Source organism: Bacteroides sp. MSSM.1001136sp1_RTP21357st2_D2_RTP21359_211015 (genome assembly GCF_040913205.1).
Taxonomy (GTDB): domain Bacteria; phylum Bacteroidota; class Bacteroidia; order Bacteroidales; family Bacteroidaceae; genus Bacteroides; species Bacteroides ovatus.
Genome location: NZ_JBDFVF010000007.1, coordinates 19,878 through 43,723, shown reverse-complemented (window position 1 = coordinate 43,723; position 23,846 = coordinate 19,878). Strand labels below are relative to the sequence as shown.

Annotated in this window: 10 protein-coding genes and 2 pseudogenes; 2 read left to right on the top strand and 10 right to left on the bottom strand. The window is 37.7% G+C overall.

The features are described 5' to 3' along the window. Positions 1–13 precede the first annotated feature (13 nt). From AB5217_RS06700 to AB5217_RS06685, 4 genes and pseudogenes are all read right to left on the bottom strand, one after another. On the bottom strand, positions 14–3,130 hold the full coding sequence (locus AB5217_RS06700) for a SusC/RagA family TonB-linked outer membrane protein (protein WP_211480769.1): 3,117 nt from the start codon (positions 3,128–3,130) through the stop codon (positions 14–16). 32 nt (positions 3,131–3,162) lie between these two features. Continuing rightward, on the bottom strand, positions 3,163–4,917 hold the full coding sequence (locus tag AB5217_RS06695; RefSeq protein WP_211480768.1) for a RagB/SusD family nutrient uptake outer membrane protein: 1,755 nt from the start codon (positions 4,915–4,917) through the stop codon (positions 3,163–3,165). A gap of 4 nt (positions 4,918–4,921) precedes the next feature. Further along, the gene (locus AB5217_RS06690) at positions 4,922–7,729 is read right to left on the bottom strand and encodes a SusC/RagA family TonB-linked outer membrane protein (RefSeq protein ID WP_211480767.1); all 2,808 of its coding nucleotides are present in this window, start codon (positions 7,727–7,729) and stop codon (positions 4,922–4,924) included. Between the two features lie 33 nt (positions 7,730–7,762). Next, a pseudogene (locus AB5217_RS06685) lies at positions 7,763–8,374 on the bottom strand (glutaminase domain-containing protein); the annotation flags it as partial. Positions 8,375–8,646: 272 nt separating this feature from the next. Here AB5217_RS06685 and AB5217_RS06680 point away from each other — a divergent pair. Further along, a complete protein-coding gene (locus AB5217_RS06680) occupies positions 8,647–9,996 on the top strand; it encodes an ATP-binding protein (RefSeq protein WP_032847317.1) in 1,350 nt (449 codons plus the stop codon). Positions 9,997–10,428: 432 nt separating this feature from the next. Here the strand turns inward: AB5217_RS06680 and AB5217_RS06675 are convergent, their stop codons facing one another. The 6 genes and pseudogenes from AB5217_RS06675 to AB5217_RS06650 all read right to left on the bottom strand — a co-directional run bounded on the left by AB5217_RS06675 (position 10,429) and on the right by AB5217_RS06650 (position 20,778). Next, the gene (locus tag AB5217_RS06675; RefSeq protein WP_004307644.1) at positions 10,429–11,430 is read right to left on the bottom strand and encodes a DUF4973 domain-containing protein; all 1,002 of its coding nucleotides are present in this window, start codon (positions 11,428–11,430) and stop codon (positions 10,429–10,431) included. An 18-nt stretch (positions 11,431–11,448) separates the two neighbouring features. After that, positions 11,449–13,488, bottom strand: a complete 2,040-nt coding sequence (locus AB5217_RS06670; RefSeq protein ID WP_004324411.1) for a RagB/SusD family nutrient uptake outer membrane protein — start codon at positions 13,486–13,488, stop codon at positions 11,449–11,451. A gap of 14 nt (positions 13,489–13,502) precedes the next feature. Continuing rightward, the gene (locus tag AB5217_RS06665) at positions 13,503–16,616 is read right to left on the bottom strand and encodes a SusC/RagA family TonB-linked outer membrane protein (RefSeq protein ID WP_032847315.1); all 3,114 of its coding nucleotides are present in this window, start codon (positions 16,614–16,616) and stop codon (positions 13,503–13,505) included. A 20-nt stretch (positions 16,617–16,636) separates the two neighbouring features. After that, the gene (locus AB5217_RS06660) at positions 16,637–18,151 is read right to left on the bottom strand and encodes an IPT/TIG domain-containing protein (protein WP_032847313.1); all 1,515 of its coding nucleotides are present in this window, start codon (positions 18,149–18,151) and stop codon (positions 16,637–16,639) included. 17 nt (positions 18,152–18,168) lie between these two features. Beyond that, positions 18,169–18,777, bottom strand: a pseudogene (locus AB5217_RS06655) (glutaminase domain-containing protein); the annotation flags it as partial. Between the two features lie 717 nt (positions 18,778–19,494). Next, on the bottom strand, positions 19,495–20,778 hold the full coding sequence (locus AB5217_RS06650; RefSeq protein ID WP_032844989.1) for a site-specific integrase: 1,284 nt from the start codon (positions 20,776–20,778) through the stop codon (positions 19,495–19,497). 533 nt (positions 20,779–21,311) lie between these two features. Here AB5217_RS06650 and AB5217_RS06645 point away from each other — a divergent pair. Next, positions 21,312–23,834, top strand: a complete 2,523-nt coding sequence (locus AB5217_RS06645; protein WP_042994021.1) for a glutaminase family protein — start codon at positions 21,312–21,314, stop codon at positions 23,832–23,834. Positions 23,835–23,846 lie beyond the last annotated feature (12 nt).

Here is a 23,846-nt window from a genome sequence, read left to right as displayed (position 1 = left end):
TTCATTTCAAACATTAGAAATTCAGGTTGATACCAAAATTTATTACTTTTTGTTGTGGATAGAATTGTCCATTACTATTGTTCGATGATTCAGGGTCTACCTTCTTTACGTTATCCCATGTAAAGAGATTGTAGGCATTCGCATATACTCTAAGTGAACGTACTCCGAATTTTTTCAATAGTTTGCGAGGTATAGTGTAACCTAACTGAATGTTTTTCAGACGCAAGTATTTGGAATCTTTCAACCAATAGTCAGATTTATAATAATTAGGATGCGCGGCAGTGGCTGCCTTAGTGAAACGTGGGTACGTTGCTGTTGCTGCTGTTTCCGGTGTCCATCTTCCGATATGCTCTTCGTAATAATTACCCCAGAAATTATCCCATGCAATATCCTGTTGCAGATAGATGGATGAACGGGCAGCTCCCTGAAGCAATATACTAAAATCAATTCCTTTCCAGTTCAAACCGGCAGCAAGAGAGAAAGTCATTTCGGGTACCGGATTATAGCCGATAGGAGCTTGGTCGTTAGAATCGATCACTCCATCATGATTCAAGTCTTTATATTTAATATCTCCAGGTCGGCTTACTTGTCCGAATTGAACGGGAGAACTTGCTACATCTTCATAAGAGCTAAAGAAACCGTCGGAAATATAGCCGATAAACTGCCCGATAGGATTTCCCGTTTGTGACATATAGGCATAGGGCTTTACAGATTCACTTTTCTCTACAATTTCATTGTGTGCATATCCATAAATCCCTTTTATGGAATATCCGAAATCTCCTTTTTGATCTTGATAGCCTATTTCCAAATCATATCCCTGATTTGTTACGACACCATAGTTTATGGGAGCCAATCCGTTTGAACCGGCTGCTTGAGAATATCTTTCCGGTTCACATAGGATATTACTACGACGTTCTTTAAAAAAGTCGATACTGGCAGATATTTTGTCTTTCAACCATTTGGTCTCAAGTCCTAAGTTGTATTTCCGTGCAACTTCCCATGTGATATTTTCATTGGCGCTTTTTCCTTGAATCAGACCTTTAATCGCAGGATTATGTGTCTCTCCAAAAGTGTAGCCTAGTCCTTCATCGTATCCTGAACGATAATAGTAAGAGAAACCTCCCAGCTTGTCATTACCAACTTCACCATAAGAGAAGCGTAGTTTAGTAAAACTTAAGATAGGGTTTTCTTTAAAGAAAGGTTCGTTAGTCAGTACCCATCCCACTGATGCTGCAGGAAAGAGCTGATAACGGTGTCCTTCCGCGAAACGGTTTGAGCCGTTATAGCCTGCGTTAACTTCGAATAGATAGCGATTCTCATAATCATAGTTAACACGTCCTACTAAAGCCTGATAGATATGAGGTACATAAGAATAGCGTCCACCGGGAGTGGAAGTGTAACTCATATTATAAAGTACCAATCCAGATATATTATGTCCGGAGAAGGATTGCTTATAACGAACTGCCGCTTCAGCATACTTCCGATGTGTAGCTGCCGTTTTATTGGTGGCTTTTGTTGGCAACACCATTTCAAGTCCTTGTTTATAAGTCCCGTTTACAGGATTATATTGATAGATATTGGGACGCTGCTGTATGCTTCGGTTATTGCTCCAGCCTGCATCGTAAGAGAATTTTCCGTCTATACTTAATCCTTTTAACAGTTTTCTTAGGTTATACTTGAATGCAAAATCTGTCTCAAGTTTATTATTGAAATCAAGAAAAAAACCTGAATAGCATAATGTCACGAGTGGATTCTGTCTCCATATACCATCGGCGGCGGCATAAGTTCCATTCGCGTTTAAGATTGGGAATGCTTGAGGAGAATTGCGATAGAACATGCCGAACAGGCGCAGTGCTTCCTGTCCGTCAGCATCATAGCCATAGGGGCGGTTCTGACTTCCGAAACGATAAGCAAGATTCACGGATACCTTGAAATCTTCAGTTAGGTTGATATCGATATTCGAACGAGTGGTGAGCCTACTGTACTTATATTCCGAATTATAACCTTCTTTGTATAAGCCTTTTGCTACATCGGGCGAGGCTGCTAAAAGAGTTTGTATTGTCTCATGCTCTTTAATTTTGTCTACGTCTGTCTCAAACATACCGGTTTGAGTGAAGTATCCCACAGAGACGAAGTAACGTACTGTTTTATTTCCGCCCGATAGGTTTACATTGTATTTCTGTTGGAGACCATTTTTCGTAAACATATCTACAAAGTCATTGTCCGGGTGTGTAAACGGACTTTTCTGGGTACGATATAGATAGTTGTCATATTCTGACAGGAAAAGGCCGCGAGTATTACCTGTATCGGAAGGGTCAAAGCCATCATTGATAGCACCCTCACGCATGAATCTTGAAACGGATTCTGCATTTAGGGTTTGGGATATGCGATTGAAGGAAGTAACACCAAATTCAGATGAGAAAGAAATTTGAGTTTCTCCTTCACGACCTCTCCGGGTAGTTACCAATATCACACCATTGGCTCCTCGTACACCGTATACGGCTGTTGCAGAAGCATCCTTTAACACGGAGATAGTTTCAATATCATCAGGGTCGATTTGCGCCATAGGTCGTTCTACCCCGTCAATCAGTACTAAGGGGCTAGAGTCGTTCAATGAAGCACGACCACGAACAAACATCGTAGCCTGATCACCGCCGGGACGTCCGCTCTCTTGTCGGGTTACTAGTCCCGGGATGCGGCCACCTAAAGCGTTTGTGACACTTGATACAGGCATGCTTTTCAAATCTTCGGTCCCGACATTAGAAATTGAACCGGTCAGAGATACTTTTTTCTGTGTCCCATATCCCACCACAACAACTTCATCTAATTGTGCAATGTCTTCTTCCAAGGTGACATTGATAAAAGGATGATTCTTTTTTATGGCAATAGATTGTTCTATAAAGCCGATCATTGAGATAAGAAGTGTTTGCTCTGCTTTGTTGGACAATGTAAGAGTAAATTTGCCATCCAAACCAGTCACTATTCCATTATTAGTCCCTTTCTGAAGGATAGTAGCGCCAATCATCTCCATTCCTTGGGCATCTTTAACAATTCCGCTAACTTTGGTTTGGGCACAGACATGCCAGATGGAGCAGGTTAAGCATATGAATAATATTATTATCTTTTTCATGTTTTCTATCTATTAAATAGTTTTGATGCCCGTTACCAACCTGGATTCTGTTGGATGGAAGGGCTTTCCTTGATTACTTTCAGAGGAATAGGATGATAATACATGTAATCTTTAAAATTGCGTGCTTCATCTACTGTAATGCGTGTATAATGAAGCCCGGAAGCATTTTCTTCTACTTTCATTCCGATAATAGGTTCTCTAAGTTGATTGCCATCCATCCAACGTCGCAAATCGAAGTAACGATGTTCTTCAAAACAGAGTTCGATACGGCGTTCTTGCTTCACTTTTTCCATAAAGTTGTTATCTGTCACCCCATTAAGAAATTTATCATTTGTTTCGAATCCGGCTCTGGTACGTATTTTTTGTACGGCTTCTATTGCTGTCAAACCATAGCCTTCTGGATCCACACTCATGCCATAAGCGTGATGCATGGCTTCTGCGTAGGAAAGTAGGATGTCAGATAAGCGAATCATCGGGAATAAGTGGAAAACGGTACCCACATTGGCCTGTCCGAAGTTCAGTGTTTTGTCCAGAAATTTAGCTAAATAATATCCCGTATTGGTCGAACGGTTCTTCACTTGGTTGAGTCCGTCTATGGTTGTGTTATCACTAATTCGCGTATAAATGGTATTCTTTCCATAAACCGAACCGTCATATCCGATAATTGCTGCCAAACGCGGGTCTCTGTTAGTATACATGCTTGCACCGTCAGAAGAATGGGTATAATCGCTTCCATCTTTCATGGTAAATGCATCGATCAATTGCTGTGAAGGTACTGTACCTCCTCCCTGATCTTTTGAGATTGTAGGGGGATAATGTCTGTTTTCCAGAGCATTGTCCTTAGCAGCCGTATAGAATAGGATATATTCCGGATTAGGATTGGCATTGATAAAGATCTTGTCGTACGTTTTAGCAGCAGTAAGAGCTATCAGACTATATTTTTTACTTCCATTCGGAGATATTGTTCCGTCTGCATTTAGATTGATTACATCTGCACAAGCTTTGGCTGCAAGTTTCCAACGTTCCGTCACATCCGAGCCGTCAGTATAGCCTAGTAGTGGATCGTTATTATCTGTTCTGTTGTAGAGTGGGCTTGCGGCATAGAGTAATGTTTTGGCTTTAATAGCAAGTGCCATTCCTTTAGTCATACGGCCATAAGAACCATTCCCACCTTCCGGATCAACTTTTAATACAGCGGCAGCACTCTCACATAACTGTACGATGTGATTGACGCAGTCTTTGAAAGAGTCTCTTGCCTTTGTCTGCAGTTCAGGATCGTCGACTTCGTAAATACGATCGACAATAGGAAAGCCTCCGTAGTGTCTTAACAGGTTAAACTCAAATAAGGCTTGTAAACATTCAGTTTCCGCACAATAGGTATCTTTAAATGCCTGGATGTCTTCTTCTGTCTTATTTTGTAACACCAAGTCAGCCTCACGCAAATATTTGCGGGCAAAAATGGCCTGTTGAATTCCATTGTATGACTTATTCCAACATTCTTCAATCGGATTTGAAGAAGTGACATACCCACGAGACAACTTATGAATATCCGAATCTATGATTGTACTTATTCCATCATTGGTGGCTGCATCTAAAAAGGCATTTCCTACGTGGTTGAAGCCTTCGGGAATATATGCATACACCTGATTAATCGGTTTCAGATAGTTCTGTTCATTCGTAAAAATATCATCAGGTTGTGCCCAGTCATAGGGCATGTCATCCAGATAATCACAACCGAAAAATGTTAGTGTTGCGCTTATTGTCAAATAAATTATCGATTTTTTCATGCTATCAGAATTTTAAGGAACAACCTATACTCATGTTTCTCGTCAAAGGAGCTGCCAGTGAAGGAGCTTCAGGATCAACCCATTTATATTTTGTCCAGGTAATCAGATTCGTTCCGCTAAGGAAAAGTCTCAATCCCTTAAGATGGATTTTCTGTATCATTTTTGTAGGAAAGTCATAGGCAACTTCCAGCGTTTTTAATCTTAAGAAATCAGCATCTTTCACATTTAATGTACTTATCTGTCTGTTATTAAGATTGGCATTGTCCAGTGTTGTTAAACGTGGGAATGTTGCATTCTGGTGTTCGGGTGTCCAGTAATCAAGTTGATGCTCAAATATGGTTCCGTTATCTGTGAAAGGATTCATCACAATGTCCGAATATTGATGAGAGACTTTTGCGGCTCCCTGAAATAATGCGGTGATCGAAAATCCTTTGTAGCCGACTCCTAAGTTAATACCATACATGATTCTGGGAATGTCTCCGTAACCGATAGGTACCATATCGTTTACATCAATCTGTCCGTCTTTGTTTATATCTTCATAACGTACATCACCTGGTTGGACATCAGAGAATGTTTGTACAGGAGAGGCTGCTATTTCTTCCCAAGAATTGAAAAAGCCTTTTGCAATGTATCCTCGATTTTCTCCTAAAGGCCGTCCCTGATTCTTCAACCATTCGTATGGCTGATCTACTTCACCGTTTGCAATCAGTTCATTCGTAGAATAAGAGAATGTACCACCTATGAAATAGCTCCAGTCTGCAATATTTGAATTCCACATGGCAGATAAGTCTACTCCATGGCTATTGATTTTGCCTATATTCTGCTTAAATTCCTTTACATTGCCGACAAGAGAACTGATTTTGTTATTTACTACATACATATCATGACGGTTGTCTTTAAAAAATTCTGCTGTAACAGATAACCGGTCTGAAAATAGTCGGGTATCTATTCCGATATTCAGAATTCTAGCTTTCTCCCAAGTCAATCCGGGATTTGGAAGTATATCCTGAATGTATCCTCCAAGCTTTGTTCCCATGTTTACCCCTGTGATATAGACTTCGTTTTGCGGCCACATACGTCCCCTGTAATAAAAGGCATCTACGCCGGATGAGTTGCCGACTTGTCCATAAGATGCTTTTAGCTTCAGGTAGGGCACTATTTTTTTTGCATCTTTCCAGAAAGATTCGTTAGAAACAGTCCATCCGGCAGATATTGTAGGGAAGAAACCGAATTTGTGTCCCGGACCAAATTTGTGAGATCCCTGATAAGCTCCGATAACATCGATGCCATATCTTTTATCATAATTATAGCCGAACCAACCATTTACGCTTTGGAATCGGGTTGGCAATACCATTTCATCATTGCTTTCATATTGTTCATAGAAAGCTAAAGCCGAAACTCCATGTTTTCCAAAGGTACGGTTATAATCTAATTGAGCCACGATACCGGTCCGGCGGAAAGAACTGGTATTATCTACCTTGTTTATCATTGAGTCATCTTCACGGGTCCGGCGGAGAACATTCTCATTCGTCGCATCCTTTTCGTAATATGCGAAAGTTATTGTACGTCTGATAGAAGAAATTGTACGTGAATCCATGGATAGAGCAACAGAAGCTTTTAATCCCTCTGTTATGAAGGAAAGATCCTGTGAGAGTTTTGTGCGGAAAGAACCATACAATTGTTTGTCCTGGAAGTAGCCGGAGCGATTTAGCATTGCCCATGGATTTTCACGGAATGCATTTCCTGCTACAATTTTCCCATCTTCTGCATTGATAACATTGCCGTATTGATCTGTATATCCTTGGTCATTGTACCATTCTGGGAAGATTCCTTGCGGTAATGTGACTAGATTTTTATAGATATTTTCGGCTCCGCTGCCAGGGCCATTCTGACTTTGATACCAGCCATACAGATTTACATCCAGTTGGGTAGTGCGAGTTACGGCAAAATCGATATTGGAACGGATATTAAACCGTTCGGCAGAGTGATTGGTATTATAATCATGTGAATCATCTGTATTGAAGTAGCCATTGTTACGAGTATACATTGCATTCACGAAATATGTACTTTTTTCTGTTCCTCCTTGGATATTAAGATTATAGCGTTGGCTCCATCGGATATCCTTTAAATATTTATCAGCCCAATCTACATTGGGATATAATATGGAATTAGGATCATTCTTAGCATAATTCATTATATCATAGTTCGAATACAGGGGATCCATATTGTCATTATGACGGGCTATGTTGTGCTGTCTTGCATAATCGGCTGCGTTTAATGAATTTAATTCTTTAAGTGGTTGTTGAGCTATAATTTGAGCTGTCAATTCAACCTGCGGTTTTCCCTTTGCTCCCTTACGAGTTGTAACCAGAATAGCTCCACTGCCTGCACGCATTCCATATAAGGCTGTTGCTGCAGCATCTTTCAATACGGTAATTGATTCTACTTCGTGTGATGACAAAACAGCAAAATCCCGTTCCTGTCCATCAACCAGTACTAATACATCGGGCGAATTACTTCTTTGTCCTCTTATCCAGAATGAATTCTGTTCATTCACTAATCCACCACCTTGCACTTGTCGGGCAAAATAACCAGGTACCAGTCCGGCTAATACTGCCGAAAGATTTGTAACAGGTAGATTGCGTAACTGTTTACCCGAGATTGTGTAGGCTGAACCGTTATAATCTCCCATAGGGAGTACACGATATCCTAAATCCAAGGGTACATCTTCTTTGTTTTGGACATTTTGTGCCTGGCATATCAAATAGCCAGGAAGTAGCCCAACCAACAACATTTTCTTTAAGAACTTCATATGTACAATTTTTAAGTTAACGTCATAGTAATTTTATTGATTATTTTGAACTTTATCCATTAACACCTTCATCCAGTATCCTCCGATCACCGAACGTGCTCTAAAGCCTACCCATCGTCCACTGTCGGTGTGGTGCCAGTCACTGATAGGCACACGTGATACTGTTTCATTGATATATTTATAGACAGGATCAGAGAATTTCTGGAAGGTTTCCTTATCTGAAGACATAGCTGCCGTCCACATGATCCAGTCGGATTTTGTGTATTCTTTACGAGAGTCCAGAGGGAGCCCATAAGGATTCTGTTTTGTCAAATAATAGTTAATCTCTTTTCTGATAACATTATTAGGGAATAAATTCAGGTTCCACAACTTATCCCAAACCATGTTATATTTTTGACTCCAGGTATCTTTACGGTCAAAAGCCAAACGGTAATGATCTCCCTCATTCGCCATTTCTTCCCATTTCACCGCCATTTTCTTGGCTATAGCCGCATATTTGTCTGCTACATCATTCAATCCGAGCATCCGAGCCATCTCGCTGTATCCGGCCACTCCCATGATCGCTTTTACAGAAAGATTGGCATTGTGTGCCCAATGTCCGGCAAAATCATCCGTGCAAAGTTGGTTTTCCGGGTCCTGTCCAAACTAACAAACATTACTGTATCTATTTGATAATCTGAATATTATAAATTAGCGTATTGTTACTGTGTTGTGCTTTACATCTTTTTCAAGTAAAATTAAAGTGATTTTTCTCTCAATAAAGTCACTTATTTTCATTATTCTATTTTCTTTCGGATGAACTCTAAAAATGGCGAAAACATCAATAATTAAGTATTGCAAAATTGGCTGTTCTTAATTTATTTCATATTTTTGCAACGACGGTTGACTCAACAGCCGTTGAGAAAAACTTATTGATTATGAAGTTTTATAATAGAGAGAAAGAAATTGCAGAATTGAAGCGTGTACAAGAGCTTGCATTTGGTCAAAATTCCAGAATGATTGTGGTAACAGGCCGTAGGCGTATTGGAAAAACCAGTCTTATAAAACAAGCTCTGAAGGGAACACCTACTGTATATTTTTTCATTGGAAGAAAAGCAGAGAGTATATTAGTCGCAGATTTTATAAAAATAGTACGCGAGACATTATCTATTTTTATTCCGGATGGCATATCTAACTTTACTACTTTGATACAATATCTTTTCGAAATAGGAAAAACACGTTCTTTTAATATTGTTATTGATGAATTTCAGGAGTTTTATAATATCAGACCCGATGTTTTTAGTGATATGCAAAATCTTTGGGATGAATATCGGCAAGAAACTAAAATAAATCTTGTAATTAGCGGCTCTGTATATTCATTGATGCAAAAGATATTCACGGATCATGGAGAACCATTATTCGGACGTGCTGACAATATTTTATGTCTTCGGTCCTTCAATACAAAAGTGCTAAAACAAATTATGGAGGATTTTGCGCCCGGATATAGTAATGATGACCTATTAGCTTTGTATACACTGACTGGAGGAATCCCTAAATATGTAGAGTTATTCTGTGACAATCAAGCACTTTCTGTTGATCGGATATATGACTTCGTTTTTTCAGAAAATTCCTTGTTTATAGATGAAGGACGTAATTTGTTGATTACTGAATTTGGAAAAAATTATGGCATTTACTTTTCCATCTTATTAGAAATAGCAAATGGGCATTATACACAAGGGGAAATAGAGTCAGTACTAGGGGGGATATCTATCGGAGGTCATTTAAGTAAATTAGAAAATGTGTATAATTTGATAACTCGCGAACGGCCTATTTTTGCGAAACCAGGTACTAAGAAAAATGTACGATATATTATTGGAGATAATTTTCTAAATTTCTGGTTTAAATACATCGAACGGAATCGTTCATATATTGAACTACAGAATTTTGAAGACCTGCGTCAACTAGCAAAGGCTGATTATCAGACTTATTCAGGCAGAGTGTTAGAAAACTATTTTAAACAGAAATTAGCAGAAGAAGGTGGGTTTAAAGAAATTGGTTCCTGGTGGGAAACTAAAAGTTCTACAAACAAAGAACGATTAAACTCTTATGAAATTGATATTGTAGCTCTTAAATCAAGTGGAAAAAAAGCCTTTATAGCAGAAGTTAAACGGATGCCAGAGAATAATTATGTTCATTCAACGTTCATGGAAAAAGTGGAACATTTAAGGCACAAAGAGATGGCAAAATACGATATTGAAACACGAGTCTTAGGATTAGAAGACATGTAACTTTATGTAAATAAGATGACGCGATTATCCCTAAAATCCCCAGTTACAGCAATTCAATTAGCTTGGATCCCAATACTCGTTCTATCGTCACTGTTTCTACTTTTTTGTTATTTGTAAATTTAATCTTAAAGAATGAATTAATAAGAGATACTCATTCTTCTTAACTTAAAGCCTTTTATTTATATCAAATTCTTTATTATCATATCCGCAGCATACTGTAAGCAATTTAAACAGCCTGTCATTGAACTCGATTTAGACAATGACAGGCTACTTAATTATTTATCTTATATTGAATATTAAATTATTGTCGTGGTTCAATCACGTAAGTCGTTTACTGAATCACGCCTAACTTATTCTCTTATTTTATGGTATTTATCTGCTAATCCATAAAATATAATTAGATTATCAGACTAGTTCTTAATTTTTCATTATTTACCATTCAATCTGCTGATCTTCGTCTGGAATCTGAGTATTGAGATTTCGTTCCAGTAGCATTGTTCCTTTAACTTTATAAAGAACTTCTTGATTTCGAGAAGTTACATCTTTAAAATCATATTCAATAGTAAATGAAACATAGCGATGTTTTAGATAAGGTCGTGTAGCATCCATAGTTTCCGTTACGCTGTAAGCAGGAGTACCGTATAGCTTAAATCCAATCTTTTCTTCGTCATCTGCCCACATACTCAATGATTTGTCTTCATTGAAGCGTATATATATTTTATAAAGTTCCCGTTCATCTCTTGATAAATCTTCGCTCATTAAACCGGCATAAAAGAAAATAGTATTATTATCTACCACATATGCTGTACGATTATTGGTTACCATCGGTTTATTATCAGTACTTCCATTTGCATTTCGAATATACACTTCCATTGTACTTGTACTATATGAACCGGAATAATCGTTAAAAGGAATTACACGCAATAATGCTTTTGCATAGTTTTTACGTGGATGACCTTGATAATTATAAGAAGCATCATCAACGATAGTTAGAGGCAACACCCATTTATCTGTCATATTGATTCCTCTCAAATCAAAATCAATATTTAGTTGTTCCACACATGTTCCTGCAGGAATATGAACTATTTCCGGGAATTCATATTTATCTTCCTCCAATAGCGTATACCATAAATCTGTACGCCCGCTGAAACGTTCTCTATTTAATATTTCCAAGGTATCCTCATATAGTGCTACATGGACATCTATATCTTGTTCGTTCGTAGTTGACCCACTAACTATAACCGGTAACTGATAGCGTACTTTTCCATCAGGGTTGTATCTCACATATATTGGAGTTACCCCATTATCTTTATCTTTTATAGGTGCTTTAAAAGAAATATATTGCCGATACTGCTCATCTTTCCACTCATCATTACAAGAAGTGATCAAGAGCAACATACATAATGCAAACCAACAATTATATATAATTTTCATACTTATATCATTTTAAAATTAATCATTGTATGTCCAACCCGGATTTTGTGTCAACAGCTTATTGCGTTTCAACTCCTCATGACTGATAGGCCAGAAATATAATTTGCGAGAAAAAGCAGTTGGAAGTTCATTGACTACAATTGGTGAATGAAACGCTGCTCTATTTTCTTCAGTCATAAGAGCATCACAACCATATATTTCCATTGACTCTTCAATCGGAGCGTCTTTCCATCTGCGGAGATCAAAATAACGATGTCCTTCTCCCATGAGCTCTATCTGTCGCTCATGCTTCAATTTCTTACGGAATACATTCCGGTCTTGATACTCTGGCAATGTATAATCGGGAACCCCTGCACGGCAACGAACAGGACGAATACCTTTTTTCATTTCATTTATGTCACGTTTGACAGAATAACTGGCAGAGCCGTCCCAAGATGGAATGTCGTATGAAGATCCATCTTCCAACTCATTCAAAGCTTCAGCGTAAATCAATAAGATTTCAGCAAAACGAATAGCAGGTTCCGTTTTTAGTTTGACATAGTCCTTATTACCTTTTGCCGCAGAGGTATCGTCCGGATGAACAAATTTCATGATTCCAATACCAGTGCGAAGCCAAAAATTGGAGTTAGTATATCCATTACCATTACCACGATAATAAAATACCTGTTGCTCTACGGGTTTAGGATCTTTAAGCGTTGAATTATTCAATAGAGGCCATACGCAACCATTAAAAGCAACTGAAGCATAGAAGCGTGGTTCACGCCATGCATACTCTTTCCATACTCCTTTCTTTAAATAAGGATATGTTCCTGCCTTCCCTTCCTTTTCAGACACAAAACGGTTCTCAACTTGGCAAGTGTCCAAAAATGTCTGTCTGTTAAACTCAGAGCCATTATACATATAGTAAGCATCACACATCTTTTGTGTCATACCATGTGTATTCCAGCCATTGGCACTGGTAGGCAATTGATGTAATACCATATCTGCAAGATTGCGGTCACCCTGATTTTGTCCACGACTAAAAATAAGTTCAGGATTATCAAACATAGACAGGGCTCCATTAAAAACTTGTCGATAGGATTCAAAGGGGTCAATATCCCGATATCCATTTGGCCAATCTGCATTTTCAAAATCATTATCAGAATAAGGAGGAAGTGTCTTCGGATAACCTGCAGCGGCTTCATCTCTTTTCTTCACAGTGTGTAACACATAACGGTGTCCATAATTGCTTCCCGGGAGTTCCATAACGTCTCTTGCTGCTGCAGCGGCTTTGGCCCATTTGTATTCATTATATTCCTGTGCTAACAAACATCTTCCGTCATGATCTACCAAATCTGTAAATCTTTCGGTATCTTCAGGACGAGGGTTATTAATAGGACTTGCCGCGTATAATAGAACTTTTGCGCGTGCTGCTAATGCGGCTCCTCTAGTAGGACGAGAGGTATGATTCGCTCCCCTGTCCAAAGGTAAGTCCTTAGCCGCCAAGCGCATTTCTGATTCGATATATTCTACGCATTCATCATAGGAATTACGTTGACAAGCCAAATCATCATAGCTGGCTGTATAATCGAGTCCTTCCTCCGGCAATAAAGGAACAGGGCCATATTTACGGAGTAATAACCAATAATAGTAAGCGCGTACAAAACGGGCTTGTGCTTTCAGGTCAGCTCTTTCAGCTTCTGTAAACTCCATATTCATGTCGATATTTTGAATGAAAATGGATGCCTGACGAATGCCTTTATAACTGGCTCCCCATGATTGTCGGTCTCCTTCACTATAAGTCCCTGTTTTAAAGGTGTTATAAATATCACGGTCACCAAAATAAATATCATCGGCAAAACACCACAGTATATTATCTTTGGTTCCAACATCCATATTCTCTCCTTTAAGATAGGAATAAGCATGAGCTAACCATTCTTCCGAGTATTTTTCATTAGTAAATACATCTTCCAGCGTCATACGGTCTTTAAAATTTTTATCCGAATCCAGCTGGTCTACACACGAAACGGTGATTGTCCCTAACAGGGCACCTATACAAAACTTATATATCTTTTTCATTTCACACATATTGATTAGATATTAACAGTCAATCCTAAAGTCATTACCCTAGACAGTGGGTATTCCGCCCCTGTGGAACTTCCTAATTCCGGATCCCATTCTTTAAATTTAGCGAATGTCAATAAATTGGTACCAATAAAGAATACACGTATATTATTGAACTTAATCTTATTTACAATTGATTTAGGCAATGTATACCCTACTTCTAAAGTCTTCAAACGTAAATATGAACCATTTTTTAGCCAGAAAGTGGACTTTTGTTGATTATTATCATTTCCACCATAGCTAAGGCGTGGATAAGAAGCATTCGGATCTTCATTAGCAGGAATTCCAAGTTTAGCTGCTGTGTCTGCATCAACCCAACGATTAGCTACTAAATTTCCCAAAACATTTCCCCACTGACTATCCTTGAAGGCAAATACCGTAGAACCATTAATGAAGAATGAAGACTTTCCTGCTCCTTGAAAATGGACATTGAAATCAAATCCTTTCCATTGTGCAGAGATACCAAATCCGTAAATCAGATTCGGTTTGGTAGTCGCACCGATAGCTACTTTGTCACCATCATTGATTACACCATCTCCATTAACATCTTTATATTTAATATCACCCGGTTGTACTTTTCCCCATGCTGTCTGTTGAGGACTGTTACGAATATCATCATAATCTTTAAAAAGACCTAATGCAATCAAACCTTTAGCTTGGTTTACACGGTAACCCGCTTCTGTCTGGTAAGGATAAACAGTATTTTCTTCATCCTTCTCCAATATCTCATTTTTACTATAAGTAAAATTACCACGAACCGTGAGGTTCACTCTGTTTATTTTCTGTTTATAGGCAAAATGGCCATCAAAACCTTGCGAACGTACACTACCCACATTTGCTTTAGGATTACTTCTCACAATTCCTACTATACCAGGTAGATATTTACGTTCCATATAAATACCATCGCGTTGTTCATGGAAATAGTCTACAGTGGCCGTAAACTTATCATTAAACAAAGAAAGGTCTACACCTATATCGTGCTTTGTTGCAATTTCCCAAGTAACGTTTTCAGAAGCTAATTGAGTATATGCCATACCATCATAAGAATTGCCATAACCATAATCACCCCAATTCCAACCAGGAAAGGTTATGTCCTTATCATTTTCTTTATATGACTTAGCAATTGTATATAGATAAGGAAAACGTTCACCCAATTTATCATTACCTACTTTACCATAAGAGTAACGCAGCTTGAACATATTCATCCATTCCAGATGTTTCTTAATGAATTTCTCTTCTGCAATGTTCCAAGCCAGAGAAAAAGCGGGGAAGAATCCGAATCGATGTCCATCGGCAAAGTTTTCTGATCCGTTATAACCGAAGTTAAAATCTATGAAGTAACGATAATTCCAGTTATAACTAGCACGTCCTGCCAAGCCCATATGACGTTTGGCAATGCCGTTCTTTATATCTGTACCAATATCTACTGTAGTCCGATAAGCATCTTGGCTATATTTTAAAGTACCACCTACGTGATGCGCTTTGAATGCACGATTGTAGTGTAAAATTGCTTCTAAAAATTCAGTTCGGTTACCTGTTGAAATAGAGCTTTGAGTCATTTTTTCTTCGGTTCGCTGTTCTTTAAAAGTAATTTCCCCATCAGTATTTCGAAAACGTTCTGCGCGCCATGTTTGAGGCATTTTTTTACGGCTAATTTCGTTTGTGTTGTTAGTGTCGAAACCAAAACGACCTTCAAAACGCAATCCTTTAGTAATAAAATCCAGCTTCTGTTCTAAAGAAATATTAGTCTGAACCTTATTTTCCCAGATTTCAAAATATCCAGTTTGTGTAGCCAATACCCATGGATTGGAACGATCATCTTCTTTTCCAAATGCTGGTACATAACCATTGGAATACATTACTGGAATACTAATCGGACTTTGATTTATTAACGATGCCCATACATTTCCACCTTGTCCAGGAGCATTACGTTTCTTTAAAGAACCGGAAACACCGACTTTCACAAGAGTTGTTTTTGTGATGTCAATATCGGTATTCAAACGATAATTCCATCGTTGACTACCGGGATTGGTATTATAATCTTTACGAACTGCTTCATCTGTCTTATACATACCTTCTTCACTAATATAGCTAAGCGAAACAAAATAACGTGCTGTACTACCACCACCGTTCATATTCACATTAGCACGATAAGTCATTGCTCCATCTTTCAATAATACATCTTTCCAATCTACATTTGGATAAAGATCAGGATCAAGTCCTAAACGTAGAATTTCCAATTCGTCATTCTGATAGATCGGTTCTTGATTACGAGTAATACGTGCTTCATTCATCATTCTAGCATGAGTGTACCCATCTACAAATTCCGGTGTGATAGTCCGTGTGTTATAAGATGTTTCCACTTTAGCACTGATATTGATTTTACCAGCTTTACCATGTTTTGTTGTAATCAATACTACACCATTAGCACCACGAGGACCGTAAATTGCTGTAGTAGAAGCATCCTTTAAAACAGTAAACGATTCAACATCCTCAATATTAATTTCATCGAGACTACGCTCAAATCCATCTACTAACACTAAAGCCGAGTTATCAGCTCCGAAAGTAGAAATACCACGAATCCAGAATTCCGAAGTATTTTTTCCAGGCTGACCGGATGTCTGCATAGCTAGAACACCTGCCACATTACCAGCCAAAGCATTTGAAAGATTTGCTGTCGGATTTGCTTTCAGATCATTTACATTAACGGTAGTCACCGCTCCAGTCACTGTTAACTTCTTTTGTGCACCGGTTCCTGTAATAACGACTTCATCAAGCTCACTTGCTTCAGATTCCTTCATAATTACATTGACTACCTGCTGCCTTTTCACTAATACTTCCTGTTTATCAAAACCTATGTACGAGAATACTAGTCTTGAAAACTCTTCAATACTAATTTTATAACGTCCGTTAATATCCGTAATTGCTCCTAAGCCAGCCTGATCTTTTACTGTTACATTGACACCGACCAGTGGCTCTTTATTCGTATCCGTCACTACTCCCGTTACTTCAATTTTTTTCTGCGCAAAAGTGGCAACAGAAACCAGTAACAAACAAATGGTGATAAAATTCTTTATTTTCATGTGTTTTTTCTTTTATTCGGTTATTGTTCTCCCTCTTCCGGTTGACTCTCTTCCGGATGTTCTTCTGTCGCTTCAGGAATCTTTTCTAATGCTATCTTCCGGATACGATGATTGTTCACATCACCCACATAAAAAGTTTCTGTATCTTCATCATAAGCTAAAGCATAAGGATAATTAAAACGTGCTTCATCACGTAAATGGCCATCCACATATCCATTAGCATGTACATTCATTCCTGTGCTTCCTCTTCCGGCAAAAGTAGAGACTACTCCATCCGGAGTCAATTTACGTATACAGTGATTATTACGATCCGTAAAATAGAAGTCATAACAATCCTCTTTATTCGCATCCTCATACTCTTTGTTAAATACGAAGACTCCCTGTCCGGGTTTATTCAAGCGTGCTTTTGTTCCTGCCAAATCTTTATAATCCGCTTGTCCGGGTTGTCCACAAACGATATACGGAGTTGTAAGCCGCTTGTTAACTCTGTCATAATTTGAACGGAGAATATAGTGCTGATTCTGTACCATCATATAAACATAATCACCAGATGGATGAACGATAAAGTTAAATTCCCAGTTGGCATCCTGAATCGTAAACAGTTCTTCTGCATGAGCTTTATTATCATTTGCCCCCCATTGGTAAAAATCATATCTGAGCACAGCCCCTGAACCAAAGAAATTATAGTATAATTCACCATTTTCTGGGTGTATCATTGAGTTCTGACACCCTCTACTTGTGGTCAGACGTTTTACTACAGGATTCTGGAAATCTGTAACATCAACCATATCATTGTCTTGGTTACGGATTAACATAATATTACTTGCAGCATTATCAGCTCCTTTTGAGCATGCTATAATCATAGTATCTTTACTTAAAGTCCATGACATGCTACGCAAGCGGTCGGCTCCTTCCGAACTACCGGTTATTCCAGTGTATATTCTTTCATTTTTCAAATCCAATATACGCATCGGCTTACCATTACCATTATTTTCTGCATCCTGAGTTAAATACAGGATATCGTGATTTTTCGGGTCAAACTCGAACCATGCAGGAAAATCTATTTTACCACAGTCGCTAAAAGGACCTTCCTTTATAATTTCTCCATTACCCTTCTCATCTACATATCCACATAAAGTTGATACGACCTTTTGTGGAACATATTTATATTTTGATGATACTATAACATCCTGTTCACCGACTTTTACTTCAATAGTTCCTTCGTAACATTGTTGCGGGGTAATACAGTACAAACTATTACCTTTCGCATTAATTACTTTTGCTTCTTTCCCGCCTATTTTCACAAAGACAATAGAGGAATCAGTACCGAAATTACTACCGTAAATAATCATTCGAGTGTTTGCTCCTCCTGCTTTGGGAGCAAAATCCGTCACAGTCACCGGTTGGCTGGGATCATAAGGTTCCGCAGACGCATCTTTATCATCTTTACAGCTACTGAAGCAAATCGTAAAGAGTAATAATAGAGTCATCCATTGAAATCCAATGATCTCATGTCTCATAGTTTTACATTTCATAATACACTAGATTTAAATTATTGATTATTCTGAACTTTATCCATTAATACTTTCATCCAGTATCCTCCGATTACTGAACGTGCTCTGAATCCTACCCATTTACCGCTGTCTGTATGGTGCCAGTCACTGATAGGTACACGTGATACTGTTTCATTGATATATTTATAGACAGGATCAGAGAATTTCTGGAAGGTTTCCTTATCTGATGACATAGCTGCCGTCCACATGATCCAGTCGGATTTTGTGTATTCTTTACGAGAATCCAAAGGGAGTCCATAAGGATTCTGTTTTGTTAGATAATAATTGAGCTCTTTTCCAATTACATTATTAGGAAATAAATTCAGGTTCCACAATTTGTCCCAAACCATATTATACTTCTGGCTCCAGGTATTCTTACGGTCGAAAGCCAAGCGATAGTGGTCACCCTCATTTGCCATTTCCTCCCATTTCACCGCCATTTTCTTAGCTATTGCTGCATATTTTTCGGCTACATCACTCATTCCAAGCATACGAGCCATCTCGCTGTACCCAGCTACTCCCATGATAGCTTTTACAGAAAGATTGGCATTGTGGGCCCAATGGCCTGCAAAATCATCTGTACAAAGTTGATTCTCCGGGTCCTGTCCAGACTAAACTTTCATTTATCAATCATTTGAAATACAGGTAATTATCTTTAGTCTATATTGTCTTTGTGTTGTTATGGCTATTAAATGAAGTACAAAATTCTAACTTATGAGCAGACTTTTAATAAATAAAAAGTTAATGGATAAATGTAGTGGTAGTCTAAGATGAGAAATGGACTAATCTGAAAAAAATGAATATTTTTCCTCTCTCTCTTTTCATTTATCCATGTAATTTCTTTTATGACATAAAAACTAGCAACATTTTAAGATATTAAAAATCAAATAGATTGAATAATTACTCTTGTTGAATGAATTCGACGTAAATAAAGCTTTCTGGAATGATTTATCTATCTTTTTATACTATTTTGCAGAGAAATGTTATTGTGTGATAGCTTAAGGTAATAAGGAAAGTAGATGTTAGAACCCCATTCAGGAGTCCATAGTGTGGTTTATTTTAAACCAATAAGTAGTTTCTTTTAAAGGTAGGAGATGTTCCTTTTAAACCAACGACTTGTTTCATTATATCAAAACATCTTTTCGATAGTAAGAAAAAGTACATATTCATAAAGAATTATGCTATATATATTCAATAAAAAGAATATATATGATGTAAATGTGACTTTCTTTTTTCTATTTAGCAACTCAATAGAATCTTAATTCTTCTGCATATATGAAAAATAGAACATAATTTGAAATAACTAAGATGAAATATTTCAATCTTTACCTGGCAAGTTTAGCTCGAAGTTCTTTTAGTCTTTTTGCAGCCTGTAGATTATCCACCTTTATATATCTCATGAATGCAGATGGACTCTTATGCCCGGATATGCGCATAAGTTCTCCGGCAGGAAAGCCGGATAAATACATATTTGTGCAAAACGATCGTCGGCAAGTATGAGAAGAGATCATCTCCCATTTTTCATAGACTCTCTTTTCCCGTTCTTTCCCTTTTTTGCGAACAACTTCGATTTTCTGTTTTAGTTTTGCTCTTCGCCCTAATTCTTTAACCCTTTCGTTGAATATATATCTAGGAATTTTAGGTAAATCATAGTTGTACTTCTTGAGTATTTCCGGAACATAATCGATCATAGGGATTATGACAGCTTTATGCACTTTTCTCTGTTTGAGATTTATAATCTCATTATCTAAGTCAATATGTTCGGGACTTAATGTTGAGAGATCACTATATCGCAGTCCTGTAAAACACCCAGTAATAAAAACATCTCTAATCTCTTCCAATTGCTTATCATCTGACAAGTCTAACTCGTGTATTGTTGAAAGTTCCTTTTCACTTAAATAAATAGCATCAGTTTCTTCTTCTACGACCTTAAAATGCTTCAAGTCAATTGGAGGAATAACTCCTTTATCTATTTGATAATTAACAAATCCCTTTAACAAACGTATAATTTTTCCTGCAGAATTAGTGAGCAAGCCAACACTCCCATCGGGCTTTATAACCTTATAAAATAAATAGTCCATGAATTCATTGTAAAATATAAGATTCAGGTTATGAAAAGTAATTGGCTGCGATGAATGTTCTTTGAAAGCGATCAGATGTTTACGAAGTGTTCGGTAGTCTTTTATTTGGTCTGCAGAAACAACAAGAGCTTTTTCTGTAATATATCTTTCTAATGCGTCAAATATATCTACCCGATTAGGACGTAATTCATATTCTCTATTTTTTTTTAATTCAAGTAAAACAAAATCTACGGTTGGACTTATTCCGTTTATCTTAGCATATGTAAGAATTTCTCCAAGCTTGGACGTTATTCTAATCAGGCAGGCATCAATTTCATCATAGTTTGGACAAGCGCGCTTAATCCATCTCTTTTTAGAATCCCAGTGTTCCGGTTTAATACTGTATCCAGTAGAGATGAGCGTACGCTTAGTCCGATTGTAGTTATATCGAACATAAAGGACAGTAGTCCCTTCTCGAGTGACGTACCTAGGTTTAATATATGGAGTATATTTTGCGATAGTAAAATCTGTATTGCTTTCGTATTGCAAAGTTACAAAAGCTATCCGAAATGAGCAATATCTCATCGTTAAAAGCTAGAACCTCCAAAAGCATAGTACTATCTAAAAAAGTGGATAAATATTGCTCAAAAAGGAAAAAAACTACTCAAATCACACTGTAGGAGAGTTATTTTGCACTTTAAAAACATTCGAAACATGAAAAAAGAATAGATTTTGTCCTTTCTTGAACACAGATTTTCCTAATATTTAGCATTAATTCCATTATTTTGTAGCGTTACAAATAAAATGCTATGGAAAAACAAATGGATTTGTATGAATCCTGGGTCCTACCTGAAACACACAATTCTATATAAACTTTTCCTCTAGCATTTATAAATATTCGACAGTACTGATTTTAATATATTATTTAGGTATAGCGATAAGAAAGGTAAGATTGCATTTAAAAGGTAATAGTAAGAAGGTAAAAAGAGAAATAAAAGAAAACGTAGGGTTTGTTTTTCTTTATAGGTAAACAAGATTGTAGATGGGTAACCTTAAAATTGTAGATTAATTAGAAAATATTTATGAAGAAACTACTAACAGTAATGGCCTTTTCGGTCGGTTTATTCGCAAATGCTCAAACCGGCAACTTATTTAAACCAGTAAAAGAGGTAGCGCTACGTACTCCATCGGTACCTATCGTTGTTTCAGATCCTCACTTCTCTATCTGGTCTCCTTATGATAAATTAATGGAAGGAAGTACAGAACACTGGACTACAGCTAAGAAGCCATTAGTAGGGGCTTTACGCGTAGATGGTAAAGTGTATCGTTTCCTGGGTAAAGATCAAGTAGCTCTAATACCTATTGCTCCCATGACAAATGTGGAACGTTGGGAGGCTGCATATACTAATAGTCAACCAGCAAATGGATGGCAAGAATTCCAGTTTGATGATAGTAGTTGGAAAAAAGGTAAAGCAGCTTTCGGTAGCCGTGATATGCCACGTGTTCGCACAGAATGGAAAGGAGATAATACAGATATTTATATCCGACGTACATTTGAAATAAATGATTTGGATTTAACAGAGAATATTTTTCTTATTTATTCTCATGACGATGTATTCGAATTATATTTAAATGGAGAAAAACTGGTTGCTACAGATCTCGTATGGAAGAATAATGTAAATCTAAAACTTTCAGACGAAGCCAAGAAGAAGCTTCGTAATGGTAAAAATGTGATTGCAGCACATTGTCATAACACGACAGGAGGATCTTATGTGGATTTTGGTTTATATCGTGAAAAGAAAAATGCAGTAACATTTGAAAATGAGGCTGTACAGAAATCGGTAGATGTACTAGCCACTTCCAGTTACTATACATTCACTTGCGGACCAGTCGAATTAGATGTCGTATTTACAGCACCTCAATTGATAGATGACTTGGATTTGTTGTCAACTCCGATTAACTACATCTCCTATCGTGTGCGTCCTCTTGATAAAAAAGAGCATGATGTACAATTCTATATAGAAACGACTCCGGTATTAGCAGTGAATGAGACTACTCAACCTACTATTGCACGTACATTATCGAAAAATGGTATTAGTTATGTAGAAGCTGGCACCATCAACCAGCCGATATGTGATCGTAAAGGTGATTTGATTTGTGCTGACTGGGGATATGTATATCTTGGTAGTGTAAATGGAGCAGGAAAATCTATAAGTTTGGGTGACTATAGCGGAATGAAGGAAGCTTTTGTTAAAAATGGAACTTTAGCTTCAAGTAAAAGCAAATGGATTACTCGTCGGGAAGAAAATACTCCTGCAATGGCTTATGTACATAATTTTGGAACTGTTACCAAAGATGGTAAAGATGGTTTCTTGATGATCGGTTATGATGACATTTATTCCATTGAATATATGTATGAGAAACGTATGGGATATTGGAAGCATGATGGTAAAGTAACGATTTTTGATGCTTTCGAAAAACTAAGAGATAACTATCAATCCATCATGGAGCGTTGTCGTGCACTTGATGAGCTTATTTATAGCGATGCAGAAAAAGCTGGTGGTAAAAAATATGCAGAAATCTGTTCTGCAGCCTATCGTCAAGTTATTTCTGCTCACAAACTATTTACAGACAAAGAAGGCAATCTGATGTGGTTCTCTAAAGAGAATAACAGTAATGGTTGTATCAATACAGTCGACCTGACCTATCCGTCTGCTCCCCTGTTTTTGGTCTATAATCCTGATTTACAAAAGGCAATGATGACTAGTATCTTTGAATATAGTGCTAGCGGTCGCTGGGATAAACCTTTCGCAGCACATGACCTTGGCACTTATCCAATAGCTAATGGACAAGTTTATGGTGGTGACATGCCGATTGAAGAAAGTGGTAATATGGTGATTCTAACTGCAGCTATTTCGAAAATTGAAGGTAATGCAGATTATGCTAAGAAATATTGGGACATTCTAACGACATGGACCAATTATTTAGTAGAGTATGGACAGGACCCGGAAAACCAACTTTGCACGGATGACTTCGCCGGACATTGGGCACACAATGCCAATCTTTCTGTAAAAGCTATCATGGGAGTGGCCGGATACAGCGAGATGGCTCGTATGCTCGGATTGAATGATGTAGCAGACAAATATGCGGATATAGCCAAGAAAATGGCAGTGAAATGGGAAGAAATGGCGAATGAGGGCGACCACTATCGCTTGGCTTTCGACCGTAAGAATACCTGGAGCCAGAAGTATAATATGGTTTGGGACAAATTGTGGAACCTGAATTTATTTCCTAATAATGTAATTGGAAAAGAGCTCAATTATTATCTAACAAAACAGAATCCTTATGGACTCCCTTTGGATTCTCGTAAAGAATACACAAAATCCGACTGGATCATGTGGACGGCAGCTATGTCATCAGATAAGGAAACCTTCCAGAAATTCTCTGATCCTGTCTATAAATATATCAATGAAACAGTATCTCGTGTACCTATCAGTGACTGGCACCACACAGACAGTGGAAAATGGGTGGGCTTCAGAGCCCGTTCGGTGATCGGAGGATACTGGATGAAGGTATTAATGGATAAAGTTCAAAACAATCAATAATTTAAATCTAGT

Coding starts and splice junctions, on each gene's coding strand:
- AB5217_RS06700 (WP_211480769.1), bottom strand. CDS start 3,130: ATGAAAAAGATAATAATATTATTCATATGCTTAACCTGCTCCATCTGG.
- AB5217_RS06695 (WP_211480768.1), bottom strand. CDS start 4,917: ATGAAAAAATCGATAATTTATTTGACAATAAGCGCAACACTAACATTT.
- AB5217_RS06690 (WP_211480767.1), bottom strand. CDS start 7,729: ATGAAGTTCTTAAAGAAAATGTTGTTGGTTGGGCTACTTCCTGGCTAT.
- AB5217_RS06680 (WP_032847317.1), top strand. CDS start 8,647: ATGAAGTTTTATAATAGAGAGAAAGAAATTGCAGAATTGAAGCGTGTA.
- AB5217_RS06675 (WP_004307644.1), bottom strand. CDS start 11,430: ATGAAAATTATATATAATTGTTGGTTTGCATTATGTATGTTGCTCTTG.
- AB5217_RS06670 (WP_004324411.1), bottom strand. CDS start 13,488: ATGAAAAAGATATATAAGTTTTGTATAGGTGCCCTGTTAGGGACAATC.
- AB5217_RS06665 (WP_032847315.1), bottom strand. CDS start 16,616: ATGAAAATAAAGAATTTTATCACCATTTGTTTGTTACTGGTTTCTGTT.
- AB5217_RS06660 (WP_032847313.1), bottom strand. CDS start 18,151: ATGAAATGTAAAACTATGAGACATGAGATCATTGGATTTCAATGGATG.
- AB5217_RS06645 (WP_042994021.1), top strand. CDS start 21,312: ATGAAGAAACTACTAACAGTAATGGCCTTTTCGGTCGGTTTATTCGCA.